Source organism: Pseudomonas phytophila, assembly GCF_025643095.1.
In the GTDB taxonomy this organism is placed as follows: Bacteria; Pseudomonadota; Gammaproteobacteria; order Pseudomonadales; family Pseudomonadaceae; genus Aquipseudomonas; species Aquipseudomonas quasicaspiana.
In genome coordinates this window covers 4331252-4354456 of sequence record NZ_CP081201.1, presented here as the reverse complement: position 1 = coordinate 4354456, position 23205 = coordinate 4331252, and the positions used below count along the sequence as shown (strand labels likewise).

General features: G+C 58.7%; 20 protein-coding genes. 15 read left to right on the top strand and 5 right to left on the bottom strand.

The window, feature by feature from the left end:
• Window positions 1-352 precede the first annotated feature (352 nt).
• On the bottom strand, window positions 353-1744 hold the full coding sequence (locus K3169_RS19610; RefSeq protein ID WP_263267555.1) for an aldehyde dehydrogenase family protein: 1392 nt from the start codon (window positions 1742-1744) through the stop codon (window positions 353-355).
• Window positions 1745-1845: 101 nt separating this feature from the next.
• Between K3169_RS19610 and ptrR the strand changes: the two genes are divergently transcribed.
• Both ptrR and K3169_RS19600 read left to right on the top strand, forming a co-directional pair.
• Window positions 1846-2712, top strand: coding sequence for a putrescine utilization regulator PtrR (gene ptrR, locus K3169_RS19605; protein WP_263267553.1), 867 nt, complete (start codon window positions 1846-1848; stop codon window positions 2710-2712).
• Between the two features lie 324 nt (window positions 2713-3036).
• Window positions 3037-3378, top strand: coding sequence for a hypothetical protein (locus K3169_RS19600; protein ID WP_263267551.1), 342 nt, complete (start codon window positions 3037-3039; stop codon window positions 3376-3378).
• Between the two features lie 19 nt (window positions 3379-3397).
• Here the strand turns inward: K3169_RS19600 and K3169_RS19595 are convergent, their stop codons facing one another.
• Entirely contained in the window at window positions 3398-4297 is a 900-nt protein-coding gene (locus K3169_RS19595; RefSeq protein ID WP_263267549.1) for an AEC family transporter, read from the bottom strand.
• A 220-nt stretch (window positions 4298-4517) separates the two neighbouring features.
• Between K3169_RS19595 and K3169_RS19590 the strand changes: the two genes are divergently transcribed.
• The 8 genes from K3169_RS19590 to K3169_RS19555 all read left to right on the top strand — a co-directional run bounded on the left by K3169_RS19590 (window position 4518) and on the right by K3169_RS19555 (window position 14266).
• The gene (locus K3169_RS19590) at window positions 4518-5438 is read left to right on the top strand and encodes a LysR family transcriptional regulator (protein WP_263267547.1); all 921 of its coding nucleotides are present in this window, start codon (window positions 4518-4520) and stop codon (window positions 5436-5438) included.
• 121 nt (window positions 5439-5559) lie between these two features.
• Window positions 5560-6486 carry an N-carbamoyl-D-amino-acid hydrolase gene (locus K3169_RS19585; protein WP_099271084.1) on the top strand — a complete coding sequence of 309 codons (927 nt, stop codon included), beginning with the start codon at window positions 5560-5562 and terminating at the stop codon, window positions 6484-6486.
• A 156-nt stretch (window positions 6487-6642) separates the two neighbouring features.
• Complete coding sequence (locus tag K3169_RS19580) at window positions 6643-7497, top strand: D-amino-acid transaminase (protein WP_263267544.1); 855 nt, start codon at window positions 6643-6645, stop codon at window positions 7495-7497.
• Window positions 7498-7662: 165 nt separating this feature from the next.
• Complete coding sequence (locus K3169_RS19575) at window positions 7663-9249, top strand: ABC transporter substrate-binding protein (protein WP_263267542.1); 1587 nt, start codon at window positions 7663-7665, stop codon at window positions 9247-9249.
• A gap of 113 nt (window positions 9250-9362) precedes the next feature.
• Window positions 9363-10304, top strand: a complete 942-nt coding sequence (locus K3169_RS19570) for an ABC transporter permease (RefSeq protein WP_087265218.1) — start codon at window positions 9363-9365, stop codon at window positions 10302-10304.
• A gap of 10 nt (window positions 10305-10314) precedes the next feature.
• The gene (locus K3169_RS19565; protein WP_263267539.1) at window positions 10315-11190 is read left to right on the top strand and encodes an ABC transporter permease; all 876 of its coding nucleotides are present in this window, start codon (window positions 10315-10317) and stop codon (window positions 11188-11190) included.
• Window positions 11187-12821 carry an ABC transporter ATP-binding protein gene (locus tag K3169_RS19560; RefSeq protein WP_263267537.1) on the top strand — a complete coding sequence of 545 codons (1635 nt, stop codon included), beginning with the start codon at window positions 11187-11189 and terminating at the stop codon, window positions 12819-12821. The genes K3169_RS19565 and K3169_RS19560 overlap by 4 nt, the downstream gene beginning before the upstream one ends.
• Window positions 12818-14266 carry an N-acyl-D-amino-acid deacylase family protein gene (locus tag K3169_RS19555; protein WP_263267535.1) on the top strand — a complete coding sequence of 483 codons (1449 nt, stop codon included), beginning with the start codon at window positions 12818-12820 and terminating at the stop codon, window positions 14264-14266. The genes K3169_RS19560 and K3169_RS19555 overlap by 4 nt, the downstream gene beginning before the upstream one ends.
• Here K3169_RS19555 and K3169_RS19550 read toward each other — a convergent pair.
• Window positions 14263-14616 carry a RidA family protein gene (locus K3169_RS19550; protein ID WP_231672500.1) on the bottom strand — a complete coding sequence of 118 codons (354 nt, stop codon included), beginning with the start codon at window positions 14614-14616 and terminating at the stop codon, window positions 14263-14265. The genes K3169_RS19555 and K3169_RS19550 overlap by 4 nt on opposite strands.
• Window positions 14617-14732: 116 nt before the next feature.
• On the opposite strand from K3169_RS19550, the gene K3169_RS19545 reads away from it, so the two are divergent.
• The 3 genes from K3169_RS19545 (at window position 14733) to K3169_RS19535 (ending at window position 19063) form a co-directional block, all read left to right on the top strand.
• Window positions 14733-15980 (top strand): D-amino acid dehydrogenase, encoded by a 1248-nt coding sequence (locus tag K3169_RS19545; RefSeq protein WP_263267532.1) that lies wholly within the window; start codon window positions 14733-14735, stop codon window positions 15978-15980.
• 427 nt (window positions 15981-16407) lie between these two features.
• Window positions 16408-17715 (top strand): LLM class flavin-dependent oxidoreductase, encoded by a 1308-nt coding sequence (locus tag K3169_RS19540; RefSeq protein WP_263267531.1) that lies wholly within the window; start codon window positions 16408-16410, stop codon window positions 17713-17715.
• Window positions 17716-18112: 397 nt separating this feature from the next.
• Entirely contained in the window at window positions 18113-19063 is a 951-nt protein-coding gene (locus K3169_RS19535; protein ID WP_122709103.1) for a D-isomer specific 2-hydroxyacid dehydrogenase family protein, read from the top strand.
• A gap of 166 nt (window positions 19064-19229) precedes the next feature.
• On the opposite strand, the gene K3169_RS19530 is transcribed toward K3169_RS19535, so the two are convergent.
• Together K3169_RS19530 and K3169_RS19525 are read right to left on the bottom strand one after the other, a co-directional pair.
• Entirely contained in the window at window positions 19230-19916 is a 687-nt protein-coding gene (locus K3169_RS19530; RefSeq protein ID WP_122709102.1) for a peroxiredoxin-like family protein, read from the bottom strand.
• A gap of 210 nt (window positions 19917-20126) precedes the next feature.
• Window positions 20127-21023: a TauD/TfdA dioxygenase family protein gene (locus K3169_RS19525; protein ID WP_099271074.1), complete on the bottom strand. Its 897-nt coding sequence runs from the start codon at window positions 21021-21023 to the stop codon at window positions 20127-20129.
• 302 nt (window positions 21024-21325) lie between these two features.
• Here K3169_RS19525 and K3169_RS19520 point away from each other — a divergent pair, with 302 nt between their 5' ends.
• Both K3169_RS19520 and K3169_RS19515 read left to right on the top strand, forming a co-directional pair.
• A complete protein-coding gene (locus K3169_RS19520) occupies window positions 21326-22129 on the top strand; it encodes a class II aldolase/adducin family protein (RefSeq protein WP_099271073.1) in 804 nt (267 codons plus the stop codon).
• 213 nt (window positions 22130-22342) lie between these two features.
• Window positions 22343-23203: an ABC transporter permease gene (locus K3169_RS19515; RefSeq protein ID WP_099271072.1), complete on the top strand. Its 861-nt coding sequence runs from the start codon at window positions 22343-22345 to the stop codon at window positions 23201-23203.
• Window positions 23204-23205: the final 2 nt, after the last annotated feature.

Below are 23205 nucleotides of genomic sequence, written 5' to 3'. Positions count from 1 at the left end.
GGGTTTTTATCAAAATCGCAACCAGGGGGCTGCTCCTTGCTATTGAGAGCCTGATTAGACGCTTCGCGAGCAAGGCGGAGCGCCACCCCGGTCACTCCTGCAAGTGATGGTTTTTCAGTCAGATAATCCTGCGAGGCTAATCCATAACATTGTGGGAGCAGGGCTTGCCCGCGATACAGACACCGCTGTCTTCCAGGCACATCACCGAAACCTTATCGCGGGCAAGCCCGGCTCCCACAGAGTCTATGTAAATCCACAGATACAGCCGGTCAGACAGAAACACCGCCTCGCCGCCACAGTGGCTTAAAATTGCTTGTGTGTTGGCGCAGGCGGCAGAAGGTGTACCAGATGCTTAGTGACGATCCAGCCATACGGTCTGCGCATTGCAGAATTCGCGCAAGCCGAAGTGCGACAGCTCGCGGCCAAACCCACTTTTCTTCACGCCACCAAAGCTTACCCTTGGATCGCTGCCGCTGTAGCCGTTGATGAATACGCCACCGGTTTCCAGTTCGTCAGCCATTTTGCGTGCCCGATCAACGTCGCGGGTATAGATAGTTGCGGTAAGACCGAACTCGCTGTCGTTGGCCAGTGCCAGGGCATGTTCGGCATCCCGCGCAGTAATGATTGAGGCAACCGGGCCGAATAACTCCTCCTTGAACGAGGTCATCTGGTCAGTGACATCGGCGAAAACCGTCGGCTCATAGAAATTGCCAGCGCCTTGGGCTTTCTTGCCGCCAAGCAACAACGTCGCGCCTTCTTTCAGCGTGGCTTGTACCTGACCATCCAGCTCATCTCGCAGATCGAACCGCGCCATCGGGCCGACGTAAGTGTCTGCCAGCAATGGATCGCCGACCGAGAGCTGACGTGTTGCTTCGACGAATTTGCGGGTGAATTCCTCGACCACGCCTTCTTCGATAATCAGGCGCTTGGCCGCTGCGCAGACTTGCCCGCTGTTCTGGAAGCGCCCGATTACTGCGGCTTTTACCGCTTCGTCCAGGTCCGCATCGTTGAGCACAATAAACGGGTCAGAGCCGCCCAGCTCCAGCACGCATTTCTTCAGCGCCGCGCCAGCTTGCGCGCCGATCGCCATGCCAGCCCGCACGCTACCAGTCAGCGTCACCGCTGCGATACGTGGATCGGCAATCGCTTTGGAAACGCCCTCTGGCGTCACGTTGATGATTTCAAAGACCCCGTCGGTAAAACCCGCGCGCTTGAAGGCGTCCAGCATCAGATAAGCACTGCCCATCACATTGGGCGCGTGTTTCAGCACATAGGTATTACCCGCGAGCAGTACCGGAACCGCGCCACGCAGTACCTGCCAGACCGGGAAATTCCACGGCATTACCGCGAGGATCGGACCGAGCGGGCGGTATTCAATTTGCGCTTTGCCGCCTTCAACCAGCGTCGGTTCGGCGCTGAGCATTGCTGGGCCGTGTTCGGCGTACCACTCGCAGAGCTGCGCGCACTTTTCAATTTCGCCTCGGGCTTGGGTAATCGGCTTGCCCATTTCCTGAGTGATCATGTTTGCCATGCTGGCTGCGTTGTCCCGCAAGGCTTTGGCGAGCGCAATCATCAGTTGTGCGCGCTGAGTGACCGGGGTTTTACGCCAGGTAGCGAACCCAGTGGAAGCTCGGGACAAAGTGGCGTCCAGAGAGGAATCAGATTCAAAAGAATAATGGCCGATCTGTTCGCCGTTGGCTGGGTTGATCGAGATGGCATGGGAAACGCTGGAGATAGTAGTCATTGCACCGTCCTGCTGGGTGGGGAATGAGTTCAGGTTACGGCGTTGTTATTTTTATGAAAACTGAATAATACTGAGCGTATCTTTCACGAAAGGAGAATGGCGTGGATCTGGTTCAGCTGGAAATGTTCAAGGCCGTTGCCGAGCAGGGCAGCATCAGCGCTGCGGCGCAGTACATTCATCGCGTGCCTTCCAACCTGACCACCCGGATCAAACAGCTGGAGCAGGATCTGGGCGTGGATCTGTTCATTCGGGAGAAAAGCCGGTTGCGTCTTTCCCCCGCAGGCTGGAGTTTTCTCGATTACGCACGGCGCATTCTCGACCTGGTAGGAGAGGCCCGCGCCACGGTTGCCGGTGAAGAACCTCAGGGATCATTTGCTCTTGGCTCGCTTGAGAGCACGGCGGCGGTGCGGATTCCCGAATTGCTCGCCGCCTATAACCAGCAGTACTCGAAGGTCGAACTGGATCTTTCCACCGGGCCGTCCGGAACCATGATCGACGCCGTACTGGCCGGTCGACTGGTGGCGGCGTTTGTCGACGGCCCGGTTTTGCATCCCGCACTTGAAGGTGTGCCTGCGTTCGAGGAGGAGATGGTGCTGATTGCGCCGCTCAGCCATGCGCCGATCAGTCGAGCGCTGGATGTCAGCGGCGAGAATATTTACGCCTTCCGCTCCAACTGCTCCTACCGGCACCACTTCGAACAGTGGTTCGCCGCCGACGCTGCGGTGCCCGGCAAGATATTTGAAATGGAGTCGTATCACGGCATGCTGGCGTGTGTCAGCGCCGGTGCCGGTCTGGCGCTCATGCCGCGCAGCATGTTGCAGAGCATGCCGGGCTGCACCACGGTCAGCGTATGGCCGATGGCAGAGGCGTTCCGCTTTTTGCGCACCTGGCTGGTGTGGCGCAAAGGCACAGTGTCCCGCAGCCTGACCATGTTTGTGCGCATGCTGGAGGAGCGGGGGGTGGTTTAGCCCTGCATCCTCGGCGTCCCTGGCACCGCGCTGTCGCCCAGCAAACATTGGTCCTGTAGGAGCTGCCGGAGGCTGCGAAGCATTTCTTCTGCTACAGCGCGATCGCAGCTTTCGGCAGCTCCTTGGATCCATGTTTGCCGTGGCAGGGACACAAGGCGATCTCCCGCAGCCCGTTGGTTGAATCCCGGTCAGCCGCAGAACTATCGCTCCGGGCAATATTCACCATCACGACAGACAACTTCTGTTTCCTCCGCAAATCCGGAAAATGCCCTGCATTGAAGACCCTGCCCAATCGGCAGATTTTTTTCGTTCAGGATTTTGTCCATGCGCCTTTCTCTCGTTTGCACCGCTGCGGTTGCCGTTTCATTGCTGGCGGGTTGTACCACTGCTCCCAATCAGCCGACGCTGGTATTGCAGACGGCGAAGTCCCCTGAGCAGTACACAGACTGCCTGATGCCCAAATTGCAGGACCGCAAGTTCACGCCGACGCTGTCGCAAAGCCAGCGTCATTATCGGGTCGTGGTTTCCAGCGCTGTGGCGGCGGACAACGTGATCGAGGCATACAAAGCCCCGGCCGGCGGCAAAGTGTTTCTTTATGAGCGCCGATTGCTGGCTTCCAGCTTTACGCCTTCCAGTTTCGAACAGGCTGCTCAGGAGTGCTTGTAAGAGGCTGACGTCAGAATGATCAAACCCAGCTTTCGACCCACATCCACATCGGCATGGTTGCCGCTGATACCAGCGTCGACAGGCAAATGGCCGAGCTGGTTTTCCGTACGTCTTCTTGCGTCCGTGAGAAGCCCAGTACATTCAGTCCGCAAGGCGTCGCCGCCATCAGCATCAATACGGCCCGTGGTGTGCCGCTAATCCCCATAATCATGCAAGTCACCAGCACCAGTACCGGCATGATCAGGAGTTTGGCGACTGTAATCCCGACCGCTTCGATACTGGGCCGCAGACGGTAACCCGCGAGATTGCCGCCGAGCACGATCAAGGCGCAGGGCAATGCAGCCTGGGCCAGCCAGGTGGTGAGGTGCTCGGCCCATAGCGGCATTGTCAGGCCCGACAGGTTAAGCAGCACGCCCAGCAACAGGCCGATGATCATCGGGTTGGCGAGGCTGCCAATCAGGGTCTTGAAACTGAAAGGCTCATCACCGGCAAGGCTGTTGTAAAGGCTCTGGAAGCTGAACAACAACAGGCTGTGCACCGCCAGAATGGTGAACAGCAGCACCAGACCGGGATTGCCGAACAGACTGGCGACAAGTGCAATACCCATCAACCCGTTATTACCAAACGCTGCGGTCAGGCCAAAAGGCGTCGGATGACCGATGCGCCAGTGAGCGACCAGATTCACCCCTGCAAAGATGATCAGCGCGGGTATGAAGTAGGCGGCGAGAATCGTCGTGTTCAAGCCGTCATGCAACGGGGCTTTGGCCATGCCGATGAACAGCACCATGGGCATGAACAGCTTGAAAGCCAGTTCGCCGAAGGCCTTGTTACTCTCCGCTGTCAGCGTGCCACGACGGCGCAGAAAATAGCCCAGAATAATCAACAGAAAGATCGGCAAGATAGCTTGCGGGACGGCCACGGCAGAAAGCTCCGGAAAAAAAGTGCGGGCATTATTACCGTGTGTGAAACGATCTGTCAGTGTTTTTCTCAAGTAAATTAGTGGCTTGGCATACTAATTGCTATACCTGATTAACCTTATGTTATGCGTTTGCTGGAAAGACGAGTGGTTGCAGGCGAACACAACATCTCGCACGGAAAAACGTTTTTCAACGAGAAAAAAGCAAGGAGAGAGCAGCACAATGCAGTCTCTGAACCTGCGACAGATTGAAGTGTTTCGCGCAGTGATGATCACCGGCTCTATCAACGGCGCTGCCCAGTTGCTGCTGGTCTCCCAGCCAGCGGTCAGCCGCATGTTGTCCCATACCGAAGCACGGATTGGCTTTCGCTTGTTCGAACGGGTCAAGGGGCGGCTTTATCCCTCTCCGGAGGCCCGGCGGCTGTTTACTGATGTCGAGTCGGTGTATCGCAATATCCAGCGGGTCAATACCACCTTGCTGGACCTGGTTCAGCAGCGCCATGGCGTGCTGCGTATCGCCAGCAGCCCGAGCATGGGGCATCAAATGGTGCCGGACGCCGTGGCTGCTTTCCGGCGTAGCAACGACGATATCCGGGTCAGCCTGGAATGCCTGCGCCATGTGCTGTTGCGTGATCGATTGCTGGATCAGCAGGCTGATCTTGGCGTTTCACTGTTTCCCATCGATCACCCTAATCTGCGCGCCATCCCTTTGAGTGACATTCGTGTATTGGTGATCTGTCCAGCAGGGCATGACCTGGAGAGGGTTCCGGCCGAGCAATTGCCGGAGGCGCTGCTGGGCACCCCATTTATCGGCTATCCCTCCGATACGCCTTTTTTCAATGTCATGAAGCCCGCATTCGAGCAGGCCGGACTGGCCTATCGGCCGAGTATCGAAGTGGATTCACCGCACCACGCCTGTGCGCTGGTCAAAAATGGTTCAGGGTTTTCCGTGGTTGACGAGATTTCCTGGCGCGCCTCCGGCATGCAGCACATGGCTGTTTTGCCAATTCTTCAGCAAGAGCGCCTGACAGTCAGTCTTGTGCATTTGCGCCGCGAGCCGTTGGCGCAACTGGCGCAAACGTTCGTTGAGCAGTTGCGTGGAACCCTGCGTGCCAGAGGCTTCAAGTTGTTCGATGCGTCATAGCCTGCTGCGTCATAACAAAGGGTTAAGGATTGGCGACGTATTGGCATACGACAACCCTCGCAGACTTTTTCACAATGGCCCCAGACACGGCGTAAGGGTGCGTCGGCAGGGGAGATTCGCAATGCGAGAGATAGTCATCGGCGGTGCCCAACTGGGTGCAATCCAGAAAAGCGACAGCAGAGAAAGCGTCGTCCAGCGCATGCTTGCACTGCTTGAGCAGGCGCGGCAGCAGGGTTGCGAACTGGTGGTTTTTCCCGAGCTGGCCCTGACCACCTTTTTCCCGCGCTGGTACATGGAAGATCAGGCTGAAGTCGATACCTGGTTCGAGCGCGAAATGCCCAGCGCCGTGACTCAACCACTGTTCGATTACTCCCGCGAGCATGCGATTGCTCTTTCGTTCGGTTACGCCGAGCTGACCGCCGAAGGCCGTCATTTCAATACCTCCATCCTCACTGATCGTCAGGGCAACATCGTCGGCAAATACCGCAAGGTGCATTTGCCGGGGCATGTCGAGTTCGATACCGAACGCGATTTTCAGCACCTGGAAAAGCGCTACTTCGAACCGGGCGACCTGGGTTTCCCGACATGGTCAAGTCAGGACACGGTAATGGGGATGTGCATCTGTAACGACCGACGCTGGCCGGAGACTTATAGGGTCATGGGCCTGCAAGGTGTCGAGCTGGTGATGCTGGGGTACAACACCCCCTCGATCAATTCGCAGAACCGCAGTGAAGGCGAAGAGCATCGGCTGTTCCACTCCGAGCTGGTCATGCAGGCCGGTGCTTATCAGAACGCTACCTGGGTAGTGGGCGTCGCCAAGGGCGGCGTCGAGGACGGTTTTCCGTTGATGGGTGGCAGCGTCATCATCGACCCCAATGGCTTTGTCGTAGCAAGGGCGCAAGGGCAGGGTGACGAACTCATCACGCACCGTTGCGACATGGACCTGTGCAACTTCGGCAAGACCACGATTTTCGACTTTGCCCGTCATCGGCGTATCGAGCACTACGGCATCATCACCAGCCAGACGGGTGTGAAACGCTCTGCGTAAAAAAACCTGTGGGAGCGAGGCTTGCCCGCGATAAGGCTGAACGCGATAGAGCTGATACCGGTGATGCCCTTATCGCGGGCAAGCCTCGCTCCCACACAAGCTGCACTCCCATAAGAGTGCACGTTCACAGGTCATGAGCTTTACAGAGGACGATCCATGCGTACGGTGTACCTCAACGGCCAGTTTGTTCCCGAAAACCAGGCCAGCATCTCGATCTTTGACCGGGGCTTCATGTTTGCCGATGGTATTTACGAGGTGACCGCGGTGTTGCGTGGCAAGCTGGTGGATTTCGATCTGCATCACGCACGCTTGCGGCGCTCTCTGGGCGAACTGAACCTGCGTCTGGACCTGAGCAGCGATGAGTTGCTGGCGATACACCGGCAACTGATCGAGCACAACCAGCTGGACGAGGGCCTTGTCTACATGCAGGTCACCCGTGGCGCACAGGATCGCAATTTCCTGTACCCGGCCGAGGGCCATCCGTTGACCGTGGTGTTGTATACCCAGGCCAAGGTGGTCGTTGACAGTCCGCTGGCGGCTCGTGGCATGAACATCGTCGGTCTGCCGGACTTGCGCTGGGGTCGCAGCGATATCAAGACCACGCAGTTGTTGTATGCCTGCATGGCCAAGGAACAGGCAAAGTGCATGGGCGCTGATGATGCCTGGCTGGTGAAGGACGGCATGATCACCGAAGGTACCTCCAACAACGCGTTCATCATCACGAAGGAAGGCGTGGTGGTGACTCGCGAATTGTCCAGCGCCTTGCTGCCCGGTATCACACGCGCAGCCATGATTGCATTGCTCAGGGAAACCGGCTTGCGTCTCGAAGAGCGCGCTTACTCTCTGGACGATGCCAAACAGGCCGCCGAGGCCTTCATTACCTCATCTACCTCGTTCGTCTATCCCGTGGTCACTATTGATGGTCAGGCCATCGGCGACGGCACGCCGGGCAAGCTCACCCGGCGCTTTCGCCAGCTCTACATAGACCACGCGTTAGAGGTGCTGATGTAGTGCCTCTTGTGGATACAGCCCAGACCAGGCTCCGCGCCCGCTTACTCACGATTTTCATGACCAGATAACTCGCCAGGGCACCCGCAGAGGCGCCCGGCTCTACACCATTGCTCACACAGGAATTCTGCCGCCCACGACCTTCGCTCTCTGTAAGGAATGTTGCGCATGAAATTATCCCGATCCCTGGTCTCCCGTCTGTTATTGCCGGTTGGGCTTATGGCCGCTCTGCATGTTCCCTTTGCCCTGTCGGCCGAGAAAACCCTGCACGCTGTGATGTCGTCTTCGCTGCGTGTGCTCGATCCGATTGCCACCACGGCACAGATCACTCGCAACCACGGCTACATGATCTACGACACGCTGATCTCCATGGACGAGCATTTCGTGCCCAAGCCGCAAATGGCCGAATGGACCCTGTCGCCTGACGGCCTGACCTATACCTTCAAACTGCGCGACGGTCTGCTCTGGCACGATGGCAAGCCAGTGACCGCGGCGGACTGCGTGGCCTCCCTGAAACGTTGGGCGCATTACGACGTGGGCGGCAAGTTGATGATGCAGTACACCGCCAGTCTGGTGGCCAGCGACGAGCACACCATCGTCCTGACGCTGGCCAAACCCTTCGGCTACGTGCTGCCGCTGATTGCCAAACCGTCCTCGGTGGCAGCCTTCATGATGCCTGAGCGGGTTGCCAACACCCCGGAAGGCAAGATGGTCACCGACTACACCGGCTCCGGGCCGTACCGGTTTGTCGCCAGCGAGTTCGATCCCGGCAATCGCGTGGTTTACGAAAAATTCAAAGAGTACGTGCCGCGCAAAGAAGCCCCAAGCGGTACGGCCGGTGGCAAGGTCGTCAATGTGGACCGGGTCGAGTGGATCAACATGCCCGATCGCATGACCGCGATCAACGCACTGTCTTCCGGCGATATCGACTTCATCGAGCAATTGCCCATCGACCTGCTGCCCATGGTCGAAGCGGACGACAACCTCAAGACCGGCGTACTCAGCGATCTGGGGTCGATGACCGGCGGGCGCATGAACTTCCTTTACCCTCCATTCGACAACCCGGACATCCGCCGCGCCGCCATGCTGGCGCTGAACCAGAAAGACGTGCTCGATGCGCTGGTGGGCAATCCCAAGTATTTCCGGCAGTGCGCGTCAGTCTTCGCCTGTGGTACGGAGCTCGAAACCGAGGCGGGCGGTGAGTCGCTGCTCAAGGGTGGCAATCCTGAAGAGGCCAAGGCCTTGCTCAAAAAAGCCGGTTATGACGGTACGCCGGTGGTGATCATGCAGCCCACCGACGTCCCTAGCCAGGCACCGCAACCGGTGGTCGCGGCCCAGGCTTTGCGTAACGTCGGCTTCAAGGTCGACCTGCAACCGATGGACTGGCAGACCCTGGTGTCACGCCGCGCCAATCAGAACCCGCCCGCTCAGGGCGGCTGGAATCTGTTCTTCACCTATTGGAACGTGCAGACCATCTGGAACCCGGTGGTCAACCCGATGCTTGACGGGGGCGGCAAACGCGCCTGGTTCGGCTGGCCTACCGATCCTCAGATGGACGAGTTGCGCGTGGCGTTCGCGACGGCGACTGAACCGGTCAAGCAGAAAGAAATTGCTGTGCAAATCCAGAAGCGTGCGATGGATCAGGTGAGCTACATCCCGCTTGGCCAGTACCACGACGTGTCGGCCTGGAGTGCACGTGTCAACGGCCTGCTGCCAGGGCCATCGACGGTGTTCTGGAATGTGAAGAAGGATTGAAGGCTGAACTCGGGGCAAGCCTCGCTCCCACAGAACCTGCGCAGTCCCGCAGGACCGGCTAAAGCCGGTCCTGCGAATTTTCATGTTTGTGTACCAGACAACGGATCAAGCCCATGCTCAGTTACTTCTTTCGCCGCATTCTGGCGGCGATCCCGGTCATGTTGGTGGTAGCGCTGTTCGTCTTCCTGTTGCTGCGGCTGTCGCCGGGGGATCCGGCAGCGATCATTGCCGGTGACATGGCAACCCCGGAGCAGTTGGCGGCCATTCGCGAAAGCCTGGGTCTGAACCAGCCGCTGTACCGGCAATTCTTCGTCTGGATAGCGCAACTGCTGCAGGGCGACTTCAGTACTTCGCTGATGGCCCATACCCCAGTGCTGGATATGATCGGTCAACGGGTAGAGCCGACCCTCAGCCTCGCGCTGGTATCGATCATGTTCACCATCCTGATTTCCGTGCCGCTGGGCGTACTGGCAGCCTGGAAACACGGTAGCTGGATCGACAATCTGGTCATGTCCACCTCCGTGCTCGGTTTTTCAGTGCCTGTATTCGTGATTGGTTACGTGCTGATTACGGTATTCGCCATCGAACTGAAATGGCTGCCAGTCCAGGGATTTCGCAGTATCAGTGACGGCATTGGGCCGTTCGCCCAGCGCATCGTTCTACCTGCGTTGACCTTGTCGTCGGTGTACATCGCACTGGTGGCGCGCATGACCCGGGCGAGCATGCTCGAAGTCCTTGGCGAAGACTACATCCGCACCGCCCGGGCCAAGGGGCTGTCCGAAGTGCATGTGCTGTTTCGCCATGCGTTGCGTAACGCCATGATCCCGATTCTCACCGTGATCGGCACCGGCTTCGCCATGATGATTTCCGGCGTCGTAGTGACCGAAAGTGTCTTCAACATTCCGGGACTGGGGCGCTTGATCGTCGACGCAGTGCTGGCCCGTGACTACCCGGTGATCCAGGGCATGATCCTGCTGACCAGCGGTGTGTATGTCGTCATCAATCTGCTGATCGATCTGTCGTACGCGATCAGCGATCCACGCATCCGTTACTGAGGGCCTGACTGTGAGCAAATCCGCTTCTCTGACCCTGCCCGGACCCCGGCGACGCATGATCGGCCTGCCACGGGTGCCGCTGGTTTCGGCGATATCACTGGTGGTTCTGGTGTTGATCATTGCCATGGCGATTTTTGCGCCGTGGGTGGCCAACCACGACCCGGTAGCCTTGTCACCGGCCAATCGACTCAAACCGCCTAGCGCCGATTTCTGGCTGGGCACCGATGCTTACGGTCGCGATTTGTTTTCGCGGATTGTCTACGGCGCACAGGTTTCGCTGATGGTCGGTATCGGCGTGACCGTCCTGAGCATTCTGATCGGGTTGCCGTTGGGTTTGCTGGCGGGTTATTTCCGTGGCCTGGACGCGGTGTTGATGCGCGTCATGGATGGCCTGATGGCGATCCCCGGCGTGCTGCTGGCGATTGCCATCGTGTCCCTGAGCAGCGCCGGGATCTGGACCGTGATGATCGCCATCATGATTCCGGAAATTCCTCAGGTCGTACGTCTGGTGCGTTCCCGGGTGCTGTCGGCACGGGAAGAACCTTACGTCGAGGCCGCCGTGCTGATGGGCACGTCGACCTTCAGGATTCTGCTGCGTCACTTGATGCCCACGACTGTCGCGCCGCTGATCGTGCAGGGCACCTATATCTGCGCCTCGGCGATTTTGACCGAAGCGATCCTGTCGTTCCTCGGCGCCGGCATCGGTACTGAAATTCCGAGTTGGGGCAACATTATTTCCGAGGGCCGGGTGTACTTCCAGCTCAAGCCATCACTGGTGTTGTGGGCTGGCCTGGCGCTGTCGCTGTGCATTCTGTCGATCAACCTGTTGGGTGACTCGGTGCGCGATGCCCTGGACCCACGGATGAAAAAGAGGGGAGCGGCATGAGTGAAGTTCTGCGCGTTGAACAGCTTTGCGTGAGCACAGCCGAAGGCAAGCCGATCCTGCACAACATTTCGTTCGAGATCGCCGCAGGGGAAACCTTGTGCCTGGTCGGCGAGAGTGGCTCGGGAAAATCAGTGACCTCTCTGGCTACCCTGGGACTGCTGCCCAAAGGCGCGCTTCTGGCTGAAAGCGGACGCATCCTGCTCGAAGGTGAAGACGTTCTGGCGGTCAGCAATGGCCGCCTCAAGACGTTGCGCGGCAATAGCATGGCGATGATTTTTCAGGAACCGATGACCGCCCTGAATCCCGTCCTCAGTGTCGGGCGGCAAATTGACGAAGTCTTGCAAACTCACACCCGCCTGACTGCGACCCAGCGCCGGGCGAAAGTCATGGATGCCTTGTCTCAGGTGCATCTGCCGGACATCGAGCGCATCCACGATGCCTATCCGTATCAACTGAGCGGTGGTCAGCGCCAGCGGATCATGATTGCCATGGCGCTGGTTCTGGAGCCGCGTCTGTTGATTGCCGATGAACCGACAACAGCGCTGGACGTCACCACGCAGCAGCAGATTCTCAAACTGATCCGCGAGCTGCAGCAAAAGCATGGTACCGCCGTCCTGTTCATTACCCACGACATGGGCGTGGTGGTGGACATCGCCGACCGGGTTTGTGTAATGCGCCATGGTGAAATCGTCGAATCCGGCACTGTCGACGACGTGCTGTCCCGGCCTCGTGTGGCCTACACTCAGGCGTTGTTGGCGGCCGTGCCAGCCCTGAAGCCCCGTCCGTCGCGGCGGGAGTCCAGCCCGCAGGTGGTGCTGGATGTCAGTGAACTGGGCAAGGTCTACCCGGCGGCGGGCGGTGTGCTCAGCTGGTTTGGCAAGCAGCGTCCGGGCACGCGGGCGGTGCATGAAGTGTCGTTCTTGCTCAAGCGCGGACGTACGCTGGGGATTGTGGGTGAAAGTGGTTCCGGAAAGTCTACGGTGGCGCGCTGCGTAATGCGCTTGCTGACGCCAACGCATGGTGCGGTGCGAGTCACCGGCAAGGACATTTCCGAGCTGTCTTCGGCCGGGCTCAAGCCTCATCGCAAACGTATCCAGATGATTTTTCAGGACCCGAACCGCTCGTTGAACCCGCGCATGACCATCGGTAAAAGCCTGATCGAAGGTCCGATGAACTACGGCATGAGTTTCGCCGAGGCCTGGCAGCGCGGTCAGCAGTTGCTGGAGCTGGTGGGGCTGCCTGCGGATGCCATTGAGCGTTTCCCTCATCAGTTTTCCGGTGGTCAACGCCAACGCATCGCCATCGCCCGCGCCCTGGCCATGGAGCCGGATGTAATCGTCGCCGATGAGGCGGTGTCAGCGCTGGACGTTTCCGTGCAGGCTCAGGTCCTGAAACTGCTCGACGATATCCAGCAACGTCTGGGCGTGGCCATTTTGTTTATCACCCACGACCTGCGGGTCGCTGCGCAGTTGTGTGACGACGTACTGGTGATGCAGCACGGTCAGCTCGTCGAATACGGTCCTGCCGGGCAGGTGCTGGGTAATCCGCAACACAGCTACACCCGCCAGTTGATGGATGCCGTGCCGGGCAAGGGCTGGGATTTTGTGACTGGTCAGAGGGCGTGCGTATGACCTTTGATTTGTTGTTTCGGCAGGTCTCGGTCGTCGATGGCACCGGTGCCGAGCCTTACGTGGCCGATGTGGCAACCTGCGCTGATCGCATCATCGCTATTGGCGATCTTGCCGGGCACTCGGCAGAGCGTGTCATTGACGGCAACGGACGTTGTCTGATGCCGGGCTTTATCGATGTTCATACTCATGACGACACCAACGTGATTCGCACGCCGGACATGCTCGCCAAAATATCTCAGGGCGTGACCACTGTCATTGTTGGTAATTGCGGTATCAGCGCCTCGCCGGTGACGCTGCCCGGTGTGCCGCCAGACCCGATGAACCTGCTGGGTGGTCGTGAGGCTTTTGTTTATCCAACGTTCCAGGCCTATGTGGCTGCGGTCGAACAGGCCCGGCCCGCCGTCAACGTCGCGGCACTAGTGGGCCACACCGCATTGCGCAGCAATGTCATGCCCGGCTTTGATCGCCCGGCCAATCGGGATGAGCTGCAACACATGTGCAGCGCCTTGCAGGGCGCGCTCGACGCCGGGGCCATCGGCCTCAGCTCCGGGCTGGCTTACACCAACGCGAAGCAGGCGCCGACCACTGAGGTGCAGGCGCTGGTGGATATTGTCGGTGCCGAAGGTGCGTTGTATACCACCCACATGCGCGACGAGCACGCAGGTTTGCTGGACTCTCTGGAGGAGTCGTTCAGTACCGCACGCAAGGCCGGTGCCGATCTGGTGATCTCGCACCTTAAATGCGCCGGGGCCGGTAACTGGGGCCGTGCACCACTGGCCTTGGCCGCGCTGGAACAAGCCGCCGCCGGACAACCCTGTAACTGTGATTGCTATCCCTATGCAGCCAGTTCCACCACCCTGGATGCGTGGCGGGTGGACGGCAAAATGGAGATTTACATCACTTGGTCCGACCCGCATCCGGAAATGGCCAGACAGACACTGAAAGACATTGCCGCGCAGTGGGGTGTGTCGCAGCTGGAAGCCACCGAGCGCTTGCGTCCGGCCGGGGCGATCTACCACATGATGAGCGAAGACGACGTACGCCAGATTCTCGCGCACCCGTTGTCGATGATCGGTTCCGACGGTCTGCCCAATGACCCCAATCCCCATCCGCGCCTGTGGGGTACGTTTCCACGGGTGCTGGCGCATTATTGCCGGGACCAGAAGCTGTTTGATCTGGCCGAAGCGGTACGCAAGATGACCGGGCTGTCCGCGAAACGCTTCCGCTTGCAGGATCGTGGTGAACTGCGCGAAGGCGGTTTTGCTGATCTGGTGCTGGTGGACATGCAGCGCATCGAGGATGTCGCGACTTACAGCGATCCGTGCCGTCAGGCGCCGGGCATTGATCTGGTGGTAGTCAATGGCGTGCCGAGCTATGAAGGCGGCCAGGTCACCCGGCGGCAGGGACGTTTGTTGAAACGCCAGCCTGCCGCTGCGCGTGGTTAGCTGATGGCAGCCGTCAGCATGATTTCCACTCGTACATCCGGCGAGGCCAGGTCGGCCTTGATGGTGGCGCGGGCCGGTGCTGCGCCTTCAGGCAGCCATTCGCTCCAGACTTCGTTCATGGCGGCGAAATCAGCGTCGATGTCCTTGAGCCAGATCTGCGCGCTGAGCAGTTTTGATTTGTCGCTGCCAGCCTGGGCGAGCAGGGCGTCGATCTTGGCCAGCACCTGGCGAGTCTGTCCGGCGCAATCCTGGCTGCGGTCGTCTGGCACCTGGCCGGACAACCAGGCCAGACCATTGTGGACAACGGCGCCTGCAAGGCGTGGGTTGACGGAAATTCTCTGGATGCTCATGGCGACTCCTGGCGGGATAAGTGAGTCAGGGAAACTAGCCAACTCCAACCTTCAGCGCCAGTACCGATTTGACGGTCAACCATAACCCCGTGCTAATCAACCAAAGGAGACACAGCGTGCAGGTAATTGTTATAGGTGCCGGTGTCGTCGGGCTGACCAGCGCCTGGTATCTGGCTAACCAAGGGGTTCAGGTGACCCTGGTGGACCGCCATCAGGAGGTCGCTCAGGAAACCAGTTTCGCCAATGGCGGGCAGCTCAGCTACAGCTATGTCGCGCCCTTGGCTGATCCTTCGGTGATCAGCAAGTTGCCGCAATGGCTGCTGCGTGACGACTCGCCTTTGCGCTTCCGCCCGCGTCTTGACCCCGCGCAATGGCGCTGGTGTACGGAGTTTCTCGCCAGTTGCACGACCTCGGCGGTGCGCCGGACCATTGGTGACATGCTCGGCCTGTCGTACTTGAGCCGCGATTCGCTGGATGAACTGTTGAGCCAGCACGCGTTGCAATTCGACCTGTTGCGCAGCGGCAAATTGGTGATCTATCGCGATGCCAAGGCCCTGGCGGGCGCTGAACCCATGGTTGACTGGCAGCGCTCGTTGGGCGCTGATCAAAAAATCCTCGACGGTGCGGCGTGCGTGGCGCTCGAGCCGACCTTGCGCGGTATCGGCCATGAGCTCGCCGGAGGCATCTACACCCCCGGTGAAGCCACGGCCGACTGCGCGGGCTTTTGCACGGGCCTGCGCGGTTTGCTGGAGCAAATGCCCAACGTGACTCTGGCGCTGGGAACCCAAGTGCGCGAACTGGTGCATGAGGGGCATCGGGTGGTGGCGGTGCGCACCGATAAGGGGGACCTGGAAGCCGATGCTGTGGTGGTCGCCGCCGGGATGTTCAGCGTGCCGTTGCTGCGTCCATTGGGTGTAAAACTCCCGCTGTATGGTTTGCGCGGCTACAGCCTGAGCGTGCCCATGGCGGCGGGCAGCGAAGCGCCGAGGCTGAGCGTGACCGATGCCGCACGCAAAGTGGTCTATGCACCGCTGGGTGAGCGTCTGCGTATCGCGGCGATGGTAGACATGGGCGTGGATCGCGCCGAAGTCGACCCGGCACGTATTGCCCTGCTCAAGCAGCAGGTTGCCGAAACCTTCCCGCAACTGGACCTTGATCAAGCCCGGACCTGGGCCGGTCTACGCCCCAGCACCCCGCACAGCAAACCGATCATTGATCGGGCAGGGCGTTTCAGCAACCTGTGGTTGAACGTCGGGCAAGGGGCTCTGGGCTTCACCCTGGCACTGGGCAGCGCCAGACTCCTCGCCGCGCAAATACTGGACCAGCCTTCGCCGATTGATCCAGCGCCGTTTCGGTTGAATTGATGCATTCTCCGTATGAGTGCACGAGTACCTACAGATTCTGTCTTGCTCCAGACAGACCTTGCCCGGTGGGAGCCAACTTGTTGGCGAGGCGTTGTGCAGGCCACTGTTTTTTTCAGAGCAGTGGCCTCTCGCGAACACGTCCCCATAGAGACCGCGCTATTCCGTATGACCAGCTTTAGCCGGGAGGACGTCGCATTGTAATGCGGCGGCAGAAGCTGATCGCGGCCCGTGGGCAACAAAACGTGGACAGCCAGGATCATTTATTTTTATTATAAAAATAGTTAGATATCTTATTTTCTTATATCAATTCGTTCTATTGTTACAACCGTTTCCATATCCCGATTTTTTATCCATTACTTCACCGGGACCCATCGAGTGCCAACCCGACACATGATGGTTTCCATTCATCCCGTTATCGAGTTGACTCATGAGCAAGCTTGATCGACATATGCGCCTGGGCCTGTTCATTCAGGCCGCAGGTCATCATTCTGCGGGCTGGCGTTACCCTGGCGCCCAGGCAGGCAGCGAGAACTTCCCGTTGATCCGCCAACTGACCCTGGCTGCCGAACGAGCCAAATTCGACATGGTGTTCTTCGGCGACAAACTGGTCACCAATGGCAAGGAGCACCCGTCGATGATCGTGCGCCTTGAGCCGGTAGCACTGCTCGGCGCACTGGCGTCCATCACCGAAAAAATCGGCTTGGCCGCGACGGCATCTACTACCTACAGCGAGCCGTACACCATCGCCCGACAGTTCGCCACGCTGGATCATCTGTCCGCAGGGCGGGCGGCCTGGAATGTGGTGACCACAGGTTATGACAGCGCCGCCAACTTCACCCGCGCTACCCATCCTGACCATGCCCAGCGCTACGCGGTCGCCGAAGAGTTCGTTGATGTGGTGCGTGGTCTGTGGGACAGCTGGGAAGATGATGCCTATGTACAAGACCCGGATACCGGCGTCTTTCTCGACCCGGCCAAGCTGCATGGGCTGGATCATAAAGGCGAGTTTTTCTCTATCGCCGGACCGTTGAACGTCACCCGTGGGCCGCAAGGTCATCCGGTATTGATTCAGGCCGGATCGTCGGGGCCGGGCATGGCATTGGCCGCGCGAATCGGCGAAGTGGTGTTCACCGCTCAGCAGGGTCTGGCAGAAGCTCAGGAATTCTATCGTGACCTCAAAGGTCAGGTCGTCGCTCAGGGCCGCAAACCGGAACATTGTCTGGTGATGCCAGGCGTGATGCCGATCCTTGGCGCAACGGCCGCCGAGGCGCAGGCGCGCTTTGATCATCTGCAAAGCTGGACCGATCAGGAAGCCGCCTTATTGATGGTCGCCGACCGTCTTGGCCACGATTTGTCCGGGTTCGATCTGGATCAGCCGCTGCCTGACTTGCCACTGCCACAAAACATGAAAAGCCGTGCTCAGTTACTGCTGGACCTGTCCCATCGGGACGGGCTGACCCTGAGGCAGATCTGCAACCTGGCGGCGGGCGCCCGCGGCCACAAAATCATCGTCGGCACGCCACAAACCGTGGCCGATGAATTGATCGCCTGGTTTGAGGGGGAGGCTGCTGACGGCTTTAACCTTATGCCGGCTTACTTCCCTGAAGGCCTGAATCACTTCATCGACGGCGTGCTGCCGATCCTGCGCAAGCACAAGCTGTTCCGCGAGGAATACAGCGGCAACACCTTGCGCGAACACCTTGGCTTGCCCGTTCCGGCTAATCGGCACGGCTAGCTTTCGAGGTCGAGTCTGATTCTGTAGGAGTCCGCGACATCTCATCAAACATGAAATAACTATCCGTACCGGGATGCTTTTCAGCGGTAAGAGCGCGCTTGCCCGCGATTGCATCCGGGGTCAGGCAACACATTTTCGCTGACGCATCGCATCGTCCGGATGCGGCCCAGATCAAGCTCACTCCTACAGGACCGGGTTCATCTCGGAAGATGCGTATTTATGCCATATGCTGATGTAAAAAAACAAAGTGATAACAAAAAATAATATTAGGTTAGATCGCATTGGCATTTCACAAGCCTGTATTCAACGCTTATGTTCATGCTCAATCCGGCCTCATGGCCGTCGACCATGAACGGGTGGCCTTGCGCGCCACCCGCGTTCTAGCCACGAGGTTTTCATGACACAGATCGTAATCGCCACTCAGCATGACGAAGAGGTCAACGAGCTGCTGCGTCAGCGTTTGCCTGAGTACTCATTTGTGCCGGTTGGCACCGGAGCGCCGAGCTCTATTCCCGCCGAGGCGACTATTTTGCTGGCACGCCCGGTGTTCCGCGCGGGCAGTGGTGAGAAGCCGCCACGTCCAGAGGGCTGGCCGTTCAACCTGCAATGGATTCACCTGTCTTCTTCCGGCATTGATACCTACCCGGAATGGCTGTTTGAAGTGCCGCAGGTCACCTCGGCCCGTGGCACGTCTGCGGTGGCCGTAGCGGAGTTTGCGTTGGCGGCGATTCTTGCCAGTGCCAAGCGCTTTCCCGAGGTCTGGATATCCGAAGCCACGCAGTGGCAGCGGCATTCCCTAGAACTGGTTAGCGGCAGCGTACTGGGAATCGTAGGGTTTGGGGCGATTGGCAGTGCCTTGGCGATTCGCGCGCAAGCTTTGGGCGTGAGGGTGATTGCTACCAACCATTCCGGCAAGCCGTTCTATGTGCCGGGCGTCGAGCGTGCGAAGAGTCTTCAGGCATTGTTTGCGGAGTCTGATCATGTGGTCGTCGCGGCCCCCGCTACGGAGGAGACGCGGCATCTGGTCAACGCCGAGTTGTTGAGTCACGCCAAGCCAGGTCTGCACCTGATCAACATCGCACGGGGCAGTCTGGTCGATGAGGAGGCACTGGTGGCTGCGCTGGATGCCGGGCAGTTGAGTCGGGCAACGCTGGATGTCGCCCAGAAGGAGCCATCTCCCGCCGACCATCCGTTCTACAGCCACCCGAAAATCCGCCTGTCGCCACACGTTTCCCCGGCTACGGGAGACCTGTGGGGTAATGTTGTCGACCAGTTCGTGAGCAACCTGCTGCGATTCCACAAGGGCGAGCCACTGGCTGAACGGGTGGATTTCAAGCGGGGTTATTGAGGGGGCTCTTGACGTCATCGCTGGCGAGCCGGTTCCTGTAGGACCGGCTTTAGCCGGGAGGACGTCAGGATATGCGCTAAATTGTCTTCGGCAGAAACACCGCCCTCCCGGCTAAAGCCGGTCCTACAAGATCAAGCTTGCAGGCAGGCATGGAATCACATTCAACTCAAACCGCGATCTGTACCTCGCGTTCACCCAGCGCTTCGCTGACCGCCTGTACGATCACCTCGGCTTCGGTGCGCACCAGCCAGTCCGGGCTGACTTCAGCAAAGATCACTTCGCCGTGCTGACCGATCACCACCACTGCCGGTTGCGGCAATTCCCAGGTGCCGGTGCCCGTGACTTCGCCAATACCGCCGCCACCTTTGCTCAAAGCCGCTTTGCGCGACGCTTCGTCGAAGTTGTAGAGAATGCCCAGCTGCCGCGCCAGGGTATTGTCCTTGTCGGTCGCGACCTGAAACTGCAAGTCATGACGCTGTTTGATCTCGATCAGCCGTTCCGGTACTTGCGGGCTGACGGCTACCAGCGGCACACCCAATGCCTGCAGTTTCGGGAACAACTGGCGCTGGTAGTAAGGCAGGGCAATGTTGCACGCCGGGCAGCCCGCGAAACGGAAAAAAATCAACACTGCGGGACCATAGGCCGTGAGTTTTTCACGCGTCAGCGTACCGCCTTCGACGTTGAGCAACTGGAAGTCCGGGATCGGATCGCCGCGCTGCACAAAGCGCGCATGTTGCGCGGCATCCACCAGGGTCTGGCGCTGGCTGATATTGACCTGCAAGGCTTCCGGTGCCCAGTTGGCCAGGCGTTCGGCATGCAGGTCTGCCAACAGTTGATTCAGTGATTCGCTCATGGGTGAAGCTCCTGATGTCAGTTTACTGGGGAAGGGGTTTGCTTTTATGCATGACGGCTTCCTTGGGGCTCGCAGATGTTGCTTGCGCGCACTTCTGTGGGAGCATGGTTTGCCAGCGATAAGTTCACCGCGGTCTGAAGTGAACCGAGTCCAGCCTTATCGCCGGCAAGCCGCGCTCCCACAGGGAGTCACTTGGCTTGAATGTTTGGTTCATGCGTTAGCCGGACGCCGCACTCGATGCGGAATATCATCGTCGGCGATCAGTACGCGTTCCATGCGTCGCGGGTAGTCGCCGTAGTTGTAGACCGGGTAGTGCAGGGTGGAGCGGTTGTCCCAGAAGGCGATGGAGTGCTCGCGCCATTTGAAGCGCACGTGGTGTTCCGGCTTGTTGAATGCCTGAAGCAGGCGTTCGATCAGTCGCTTGCTGCGCTCAGGTTCCCAGCCGATCACTGAAGGGTTTTGCGAGAAATTGATGAACAGGCTGTCTTCGCCGGTTTCCGGATGGGTACGCACCAGTGGGTGGGCCAGGATCGGATAGTCGTAGCCCACTGCATCCAGGGATTTTTTGAAGTCGTGGACGACAAACAGCGTGTCGATTTCTTCGCGCAGTTGATCCGGCAATGCCCGATACACCGCACCGGCGTCGGCCCAGACGGTATCGCCGCCGACTTCCGGCAAGTCCACCGCCCGCAGTACCGCGCCAAACGTAGGCTTCAGTAACCAACTGGTGTCGGTGTGCCAACGTCCCGTTGTTTTCGGACCGTACAGCTCTCGTGCCTCTTGGGCCTGAATCAAGTGTGCGTAGGGTTTGCTGGTGTCGTTCTTTTGCGTGGTCGGGTGTTCGTACAGCTCGCCGAACTCCTTGGCAAAAGCGATCTGTTGCGCGCTGTCGATGTTCTGGTCGCGGAAGAAAATCACTTTGTGTTCCAGCAACAACGCGCGGATTTCATCGCGTTGTTGGGGCGAGATGGGCCGAGTCAAGTCCACTCCGGCAATCTCTGCACCGATGGTGGGCTCCAGCCTGGTGACTTTCAGGGACCTGACTACTTGCAGTGCAGGTTGTTGGCGAGAAGGGGATTGGACCTGCTGCTCAGGAATCGTGGACATGGCGGTCACTCTCTTTGTTGTTAAGGATTAACCTCCGCCTGGAGAGGGGTCGGGTAGGGATGCTGTTGTGCTGATCGAGATATAAGCATAATGATTATTTTTAATATGCTATTTTTTTATGATTAACATAGAACAAAAATGCATTAACTGATTTCAGAGGCCTAACAGGTTGCCGGTTTCAAAATCAGTAAATTTAATAATTAGCTTAGATTAAAATGTGCTTTTTAAATGGTTTCTTATGCGTTTAGGCTGCTCCCACATGTACCGCATCTGTCGGTCCCGCATTTTTACGGAGCAGCCCCATGAGCAATGTCAGTCCCTTGCCTCTACAGTCCCAACAGTCCGGCAGCGTCCGCGAGCGTGTATCGCCAGAAGAGTGGGAGGTACGGGTCAAGCTGGCGGCGGCTTATCGTCTGGCGGCGCAGAAACGCTGGACCGACCACATCTACACGCACTTTTCGGCGCGCGTGCCAGGCAAGGAAGAGCACTTCCTGATCAACGCTTTCGGCTTGCTGTTCGATGAAATCAGCGCGTCGAATCTGGTCAAGGTCGATCTCGACGGGACCATCGTCGACGACCCGACCGGCTTGGGCATCAACTACGCAGGTTATGTCATTCATAGCGCTATCCATGCTGCGCGCCACGATCTGGTGGCGGTGCTGCACACCCATACCCGCGATGGCATCGCTGTTTCAGCACAAAAAGGCGGTTTGCTGCCGATCTCTCAACACTCACTGGGCTTTTCAGGGCGCATTGCTTATCACGGCTACGAAGGTGTGGCGCTGGACCTCGACGAGCGCGAAAGGCTAGTGGCGGATCTGGGCGACAAGAGCGTGATGATCTTGCGTAACCACGGGCTGCTGACCGGCGGTGTCAGCGTCGAGCATGCGTTCCAGCAACTGCATCGTCTGGAATACGCCTGCAACATTCAGGTGGCGGCGCAATCGGCGGGCAATGACGAACTGATCTATCCGCCGGCTGAAGTTGTGGCCCGGGTTGAAGAGCAGGCCAAGGTCTTCGCGGACGGCCATGGCCCAGGCGTTGCCCGCCACTGGAATGCCCTGATTCGTGAACTGGAGCGGACTGATACTTCTTATAAAGAGTGAGTTTCTGTTGCCGGTAGCCCCGGTCTCTATGGCACGACGCTACCTCGCAGCAAGCATTGGATTTGTAGGAGCTGCCGAAGGCTGCGATGGCGGTGTGTTCGGATGATCGTTTCGCAGCCTTCGGCAGCTCCTGCAGAAAATGCATTTCAATTCAATAATGTGCACTTTTTGATAGATCCCGTTTGATAAGCCTCACGTCTCAGGAAGAAACCCATGTCCGAAAAAGCCCTTGATTCACAACATTCGGAAGGCGGTTTTCTGATCGTCGACAAGGCCCCGTCCGTCGCGACTTCAGCACGTCGGGAGCGCTGGAAAGCCCCCGATTTTGCTGTACGTCTGCTGAGCCCCATTGCCTTGCTGTTGATTTGGGAGTTGGCTTCACAACTCGGCCTGCTGCCCAGCCGGGTAATTGCCGCGCCGTCGCAAATCGGCGGGACGTTGTGGGCGATGATCGAGTCCGGTGAGTTGGGTACTCACTTGTGGGTGTCTCTGCAACGGGCGCTGCTGGGGCTGAGTATTGGTGTGATCATCGGAGTGGTGGCCGCTTTGATTACCGGCCTGTCGAAGAAAGGCGAGGTGATCCTCGACTCGCCCCTGCAGATGCTGCGCACCATTCCTTCGCTGGCGTTGGTGCCGTTGTTCATTCTCTGGTTCGGCATCGGCGAGTTCACCAAGATTGCGCTGATCGTCACCGGCACCACGTTTCCGGTTTACCTCAACCTGTACTCCGGTATTCGCAACATCGACCCCAAGCTGATTGAAGCGGCCAATACCCTGGGCCTCAATCGTCGCCAGTTGATCTGGCACGTGATCCTGCCTGGTTCGTTGCCATCGTTTTTCGTCGGCCTGCGTTACTCGCTGGGGATTTCCTGGCTGGCGCTGGTGTTCGTCGAACAGATCAACACCACCGCCGGTATCGGCTATCTGGCCAGTGATGCCAGGGACTTCATGCGTACCGACGTGATCGTTATTTGCCTGTTGATCTACAGCATTCTCGGGCTGGTCATCGACGCAATCATTCGCACGCTGGAGCGCTATGCGCTGGCCTGGCGTCCCACTTTCGCAAGGAATTGACC

Bases quoted from the DNA above. Each gene is read 5' to 3' on its own strand.
- K3169_RS19580 (WP_263267544.1), top strand. From the start codon at position 6,643: ATGCGTACGGTGTACCTCAACGGCCAGTTTGTTCCCGAAAACCAGGCC.
- K3169_RS19575 (WP_263267542.1), top strand. From the start codon at position 7,663: ATGAAATTATCCCGATCCCTGGTCTCCCGTCTGTTATTGCCGGTTGGG.
- K3169_RS19520 (WP_099271073.1), top strand. From the start codon at position 21,326: ATGAGCAATGTCAGTCCCTTGCCTCTACAGTCCCAACAGTCCGGCAGC.
- K3169_RS19570 (WP_087265218.1), top strand. From the start codon at position 9,363: ATGCTCAGTTACTTCTTTCGCCGCATTCTGGCGGCGATCCCGGTCATG.
- K3169_RS19540 (WP_263267531.1), top strand. From the start codon at position 16,408: ATGAGCAAGCTTGATCGACATATGCGCCTGGGCCTGTTCATTCAGGCC.
- K3169_RS19525 (WP_099271074.1), bottom strand. From the start codon at position 21,023: ATGTCCACGATTCCTGAGCAGCAGGTCCAATCCCCTTCTCGCCAACAA.
- K3169_RS19555 (WP_263267535.1), top strand. From the start codon at position 12,818: ATGACCTTTGATTTGTTGTTTCGGCAGGTCTCGGTCGTCGATGGCACC.
- K3169_RS19585 (WP_099271084.1), top strand. From the start codon at position 5,560: ATGCGAGAGATAGTCATCGGCGGTGCCCAACTGGGTGCAATCCAGAAA.
- K3169_RS19590 (WP_263267547.1), top strand. From the start codon at position 4,518: ATGCAGTCTCTGAACCTGCGACAGATTGAAGTGTTTCGCGCAGTGATG.
- K3169_RS19530 (WP_122709102.1), bottom strand. From the start codon at position 19,916: ATGAGCGAATCACTGAATCAACTGTTGGCAGACCTGCATGCCGAACGC.
- K3169_RS19550 (WP_231672500.1), bottom strand. From the start codon at position 14,616: ATGAGCATCCAGAGAATTTCCGTCAACCCACGCCTTGCAGGCGCCGTT.
- K3169_RS19515 (WP_099271072.1), top strand. From the start codon at position 22,343: ATGTCCGAAAAAGCCCTTGATTCACAACATTCGGAAGGCGGTTTTCTG.
- K3169_RS19535 (WP_122709103.1), top strand. From the start codon at position 18,113: ATGACACAGATCGTAATCGCCACTCAGCATGACGAAGAGGTCAACGAG.
- K3169_RS19600 (WP_263267551.1), top strand. From the start codon at position 3,037: ATGCGCCTTTCTCTCGTTTGCACCGCTGCGGTTGCCGTTTCATTGCTG.
- K3169_RS19560 (WP_263267537.1), top strand. From the start codon at position 11,187: ATGAGTGAAGTTCTGCGCGTTGAACAGCTTTGCGTGAGCACAGCCGAA.
- K3169_RS19610 (WP_263267555.1), bottom strand. From the start codon at position 1,744: ATGACTACTATCTCCAGCGTTTCCCATGCCATCTCGATCAACCCAGCC.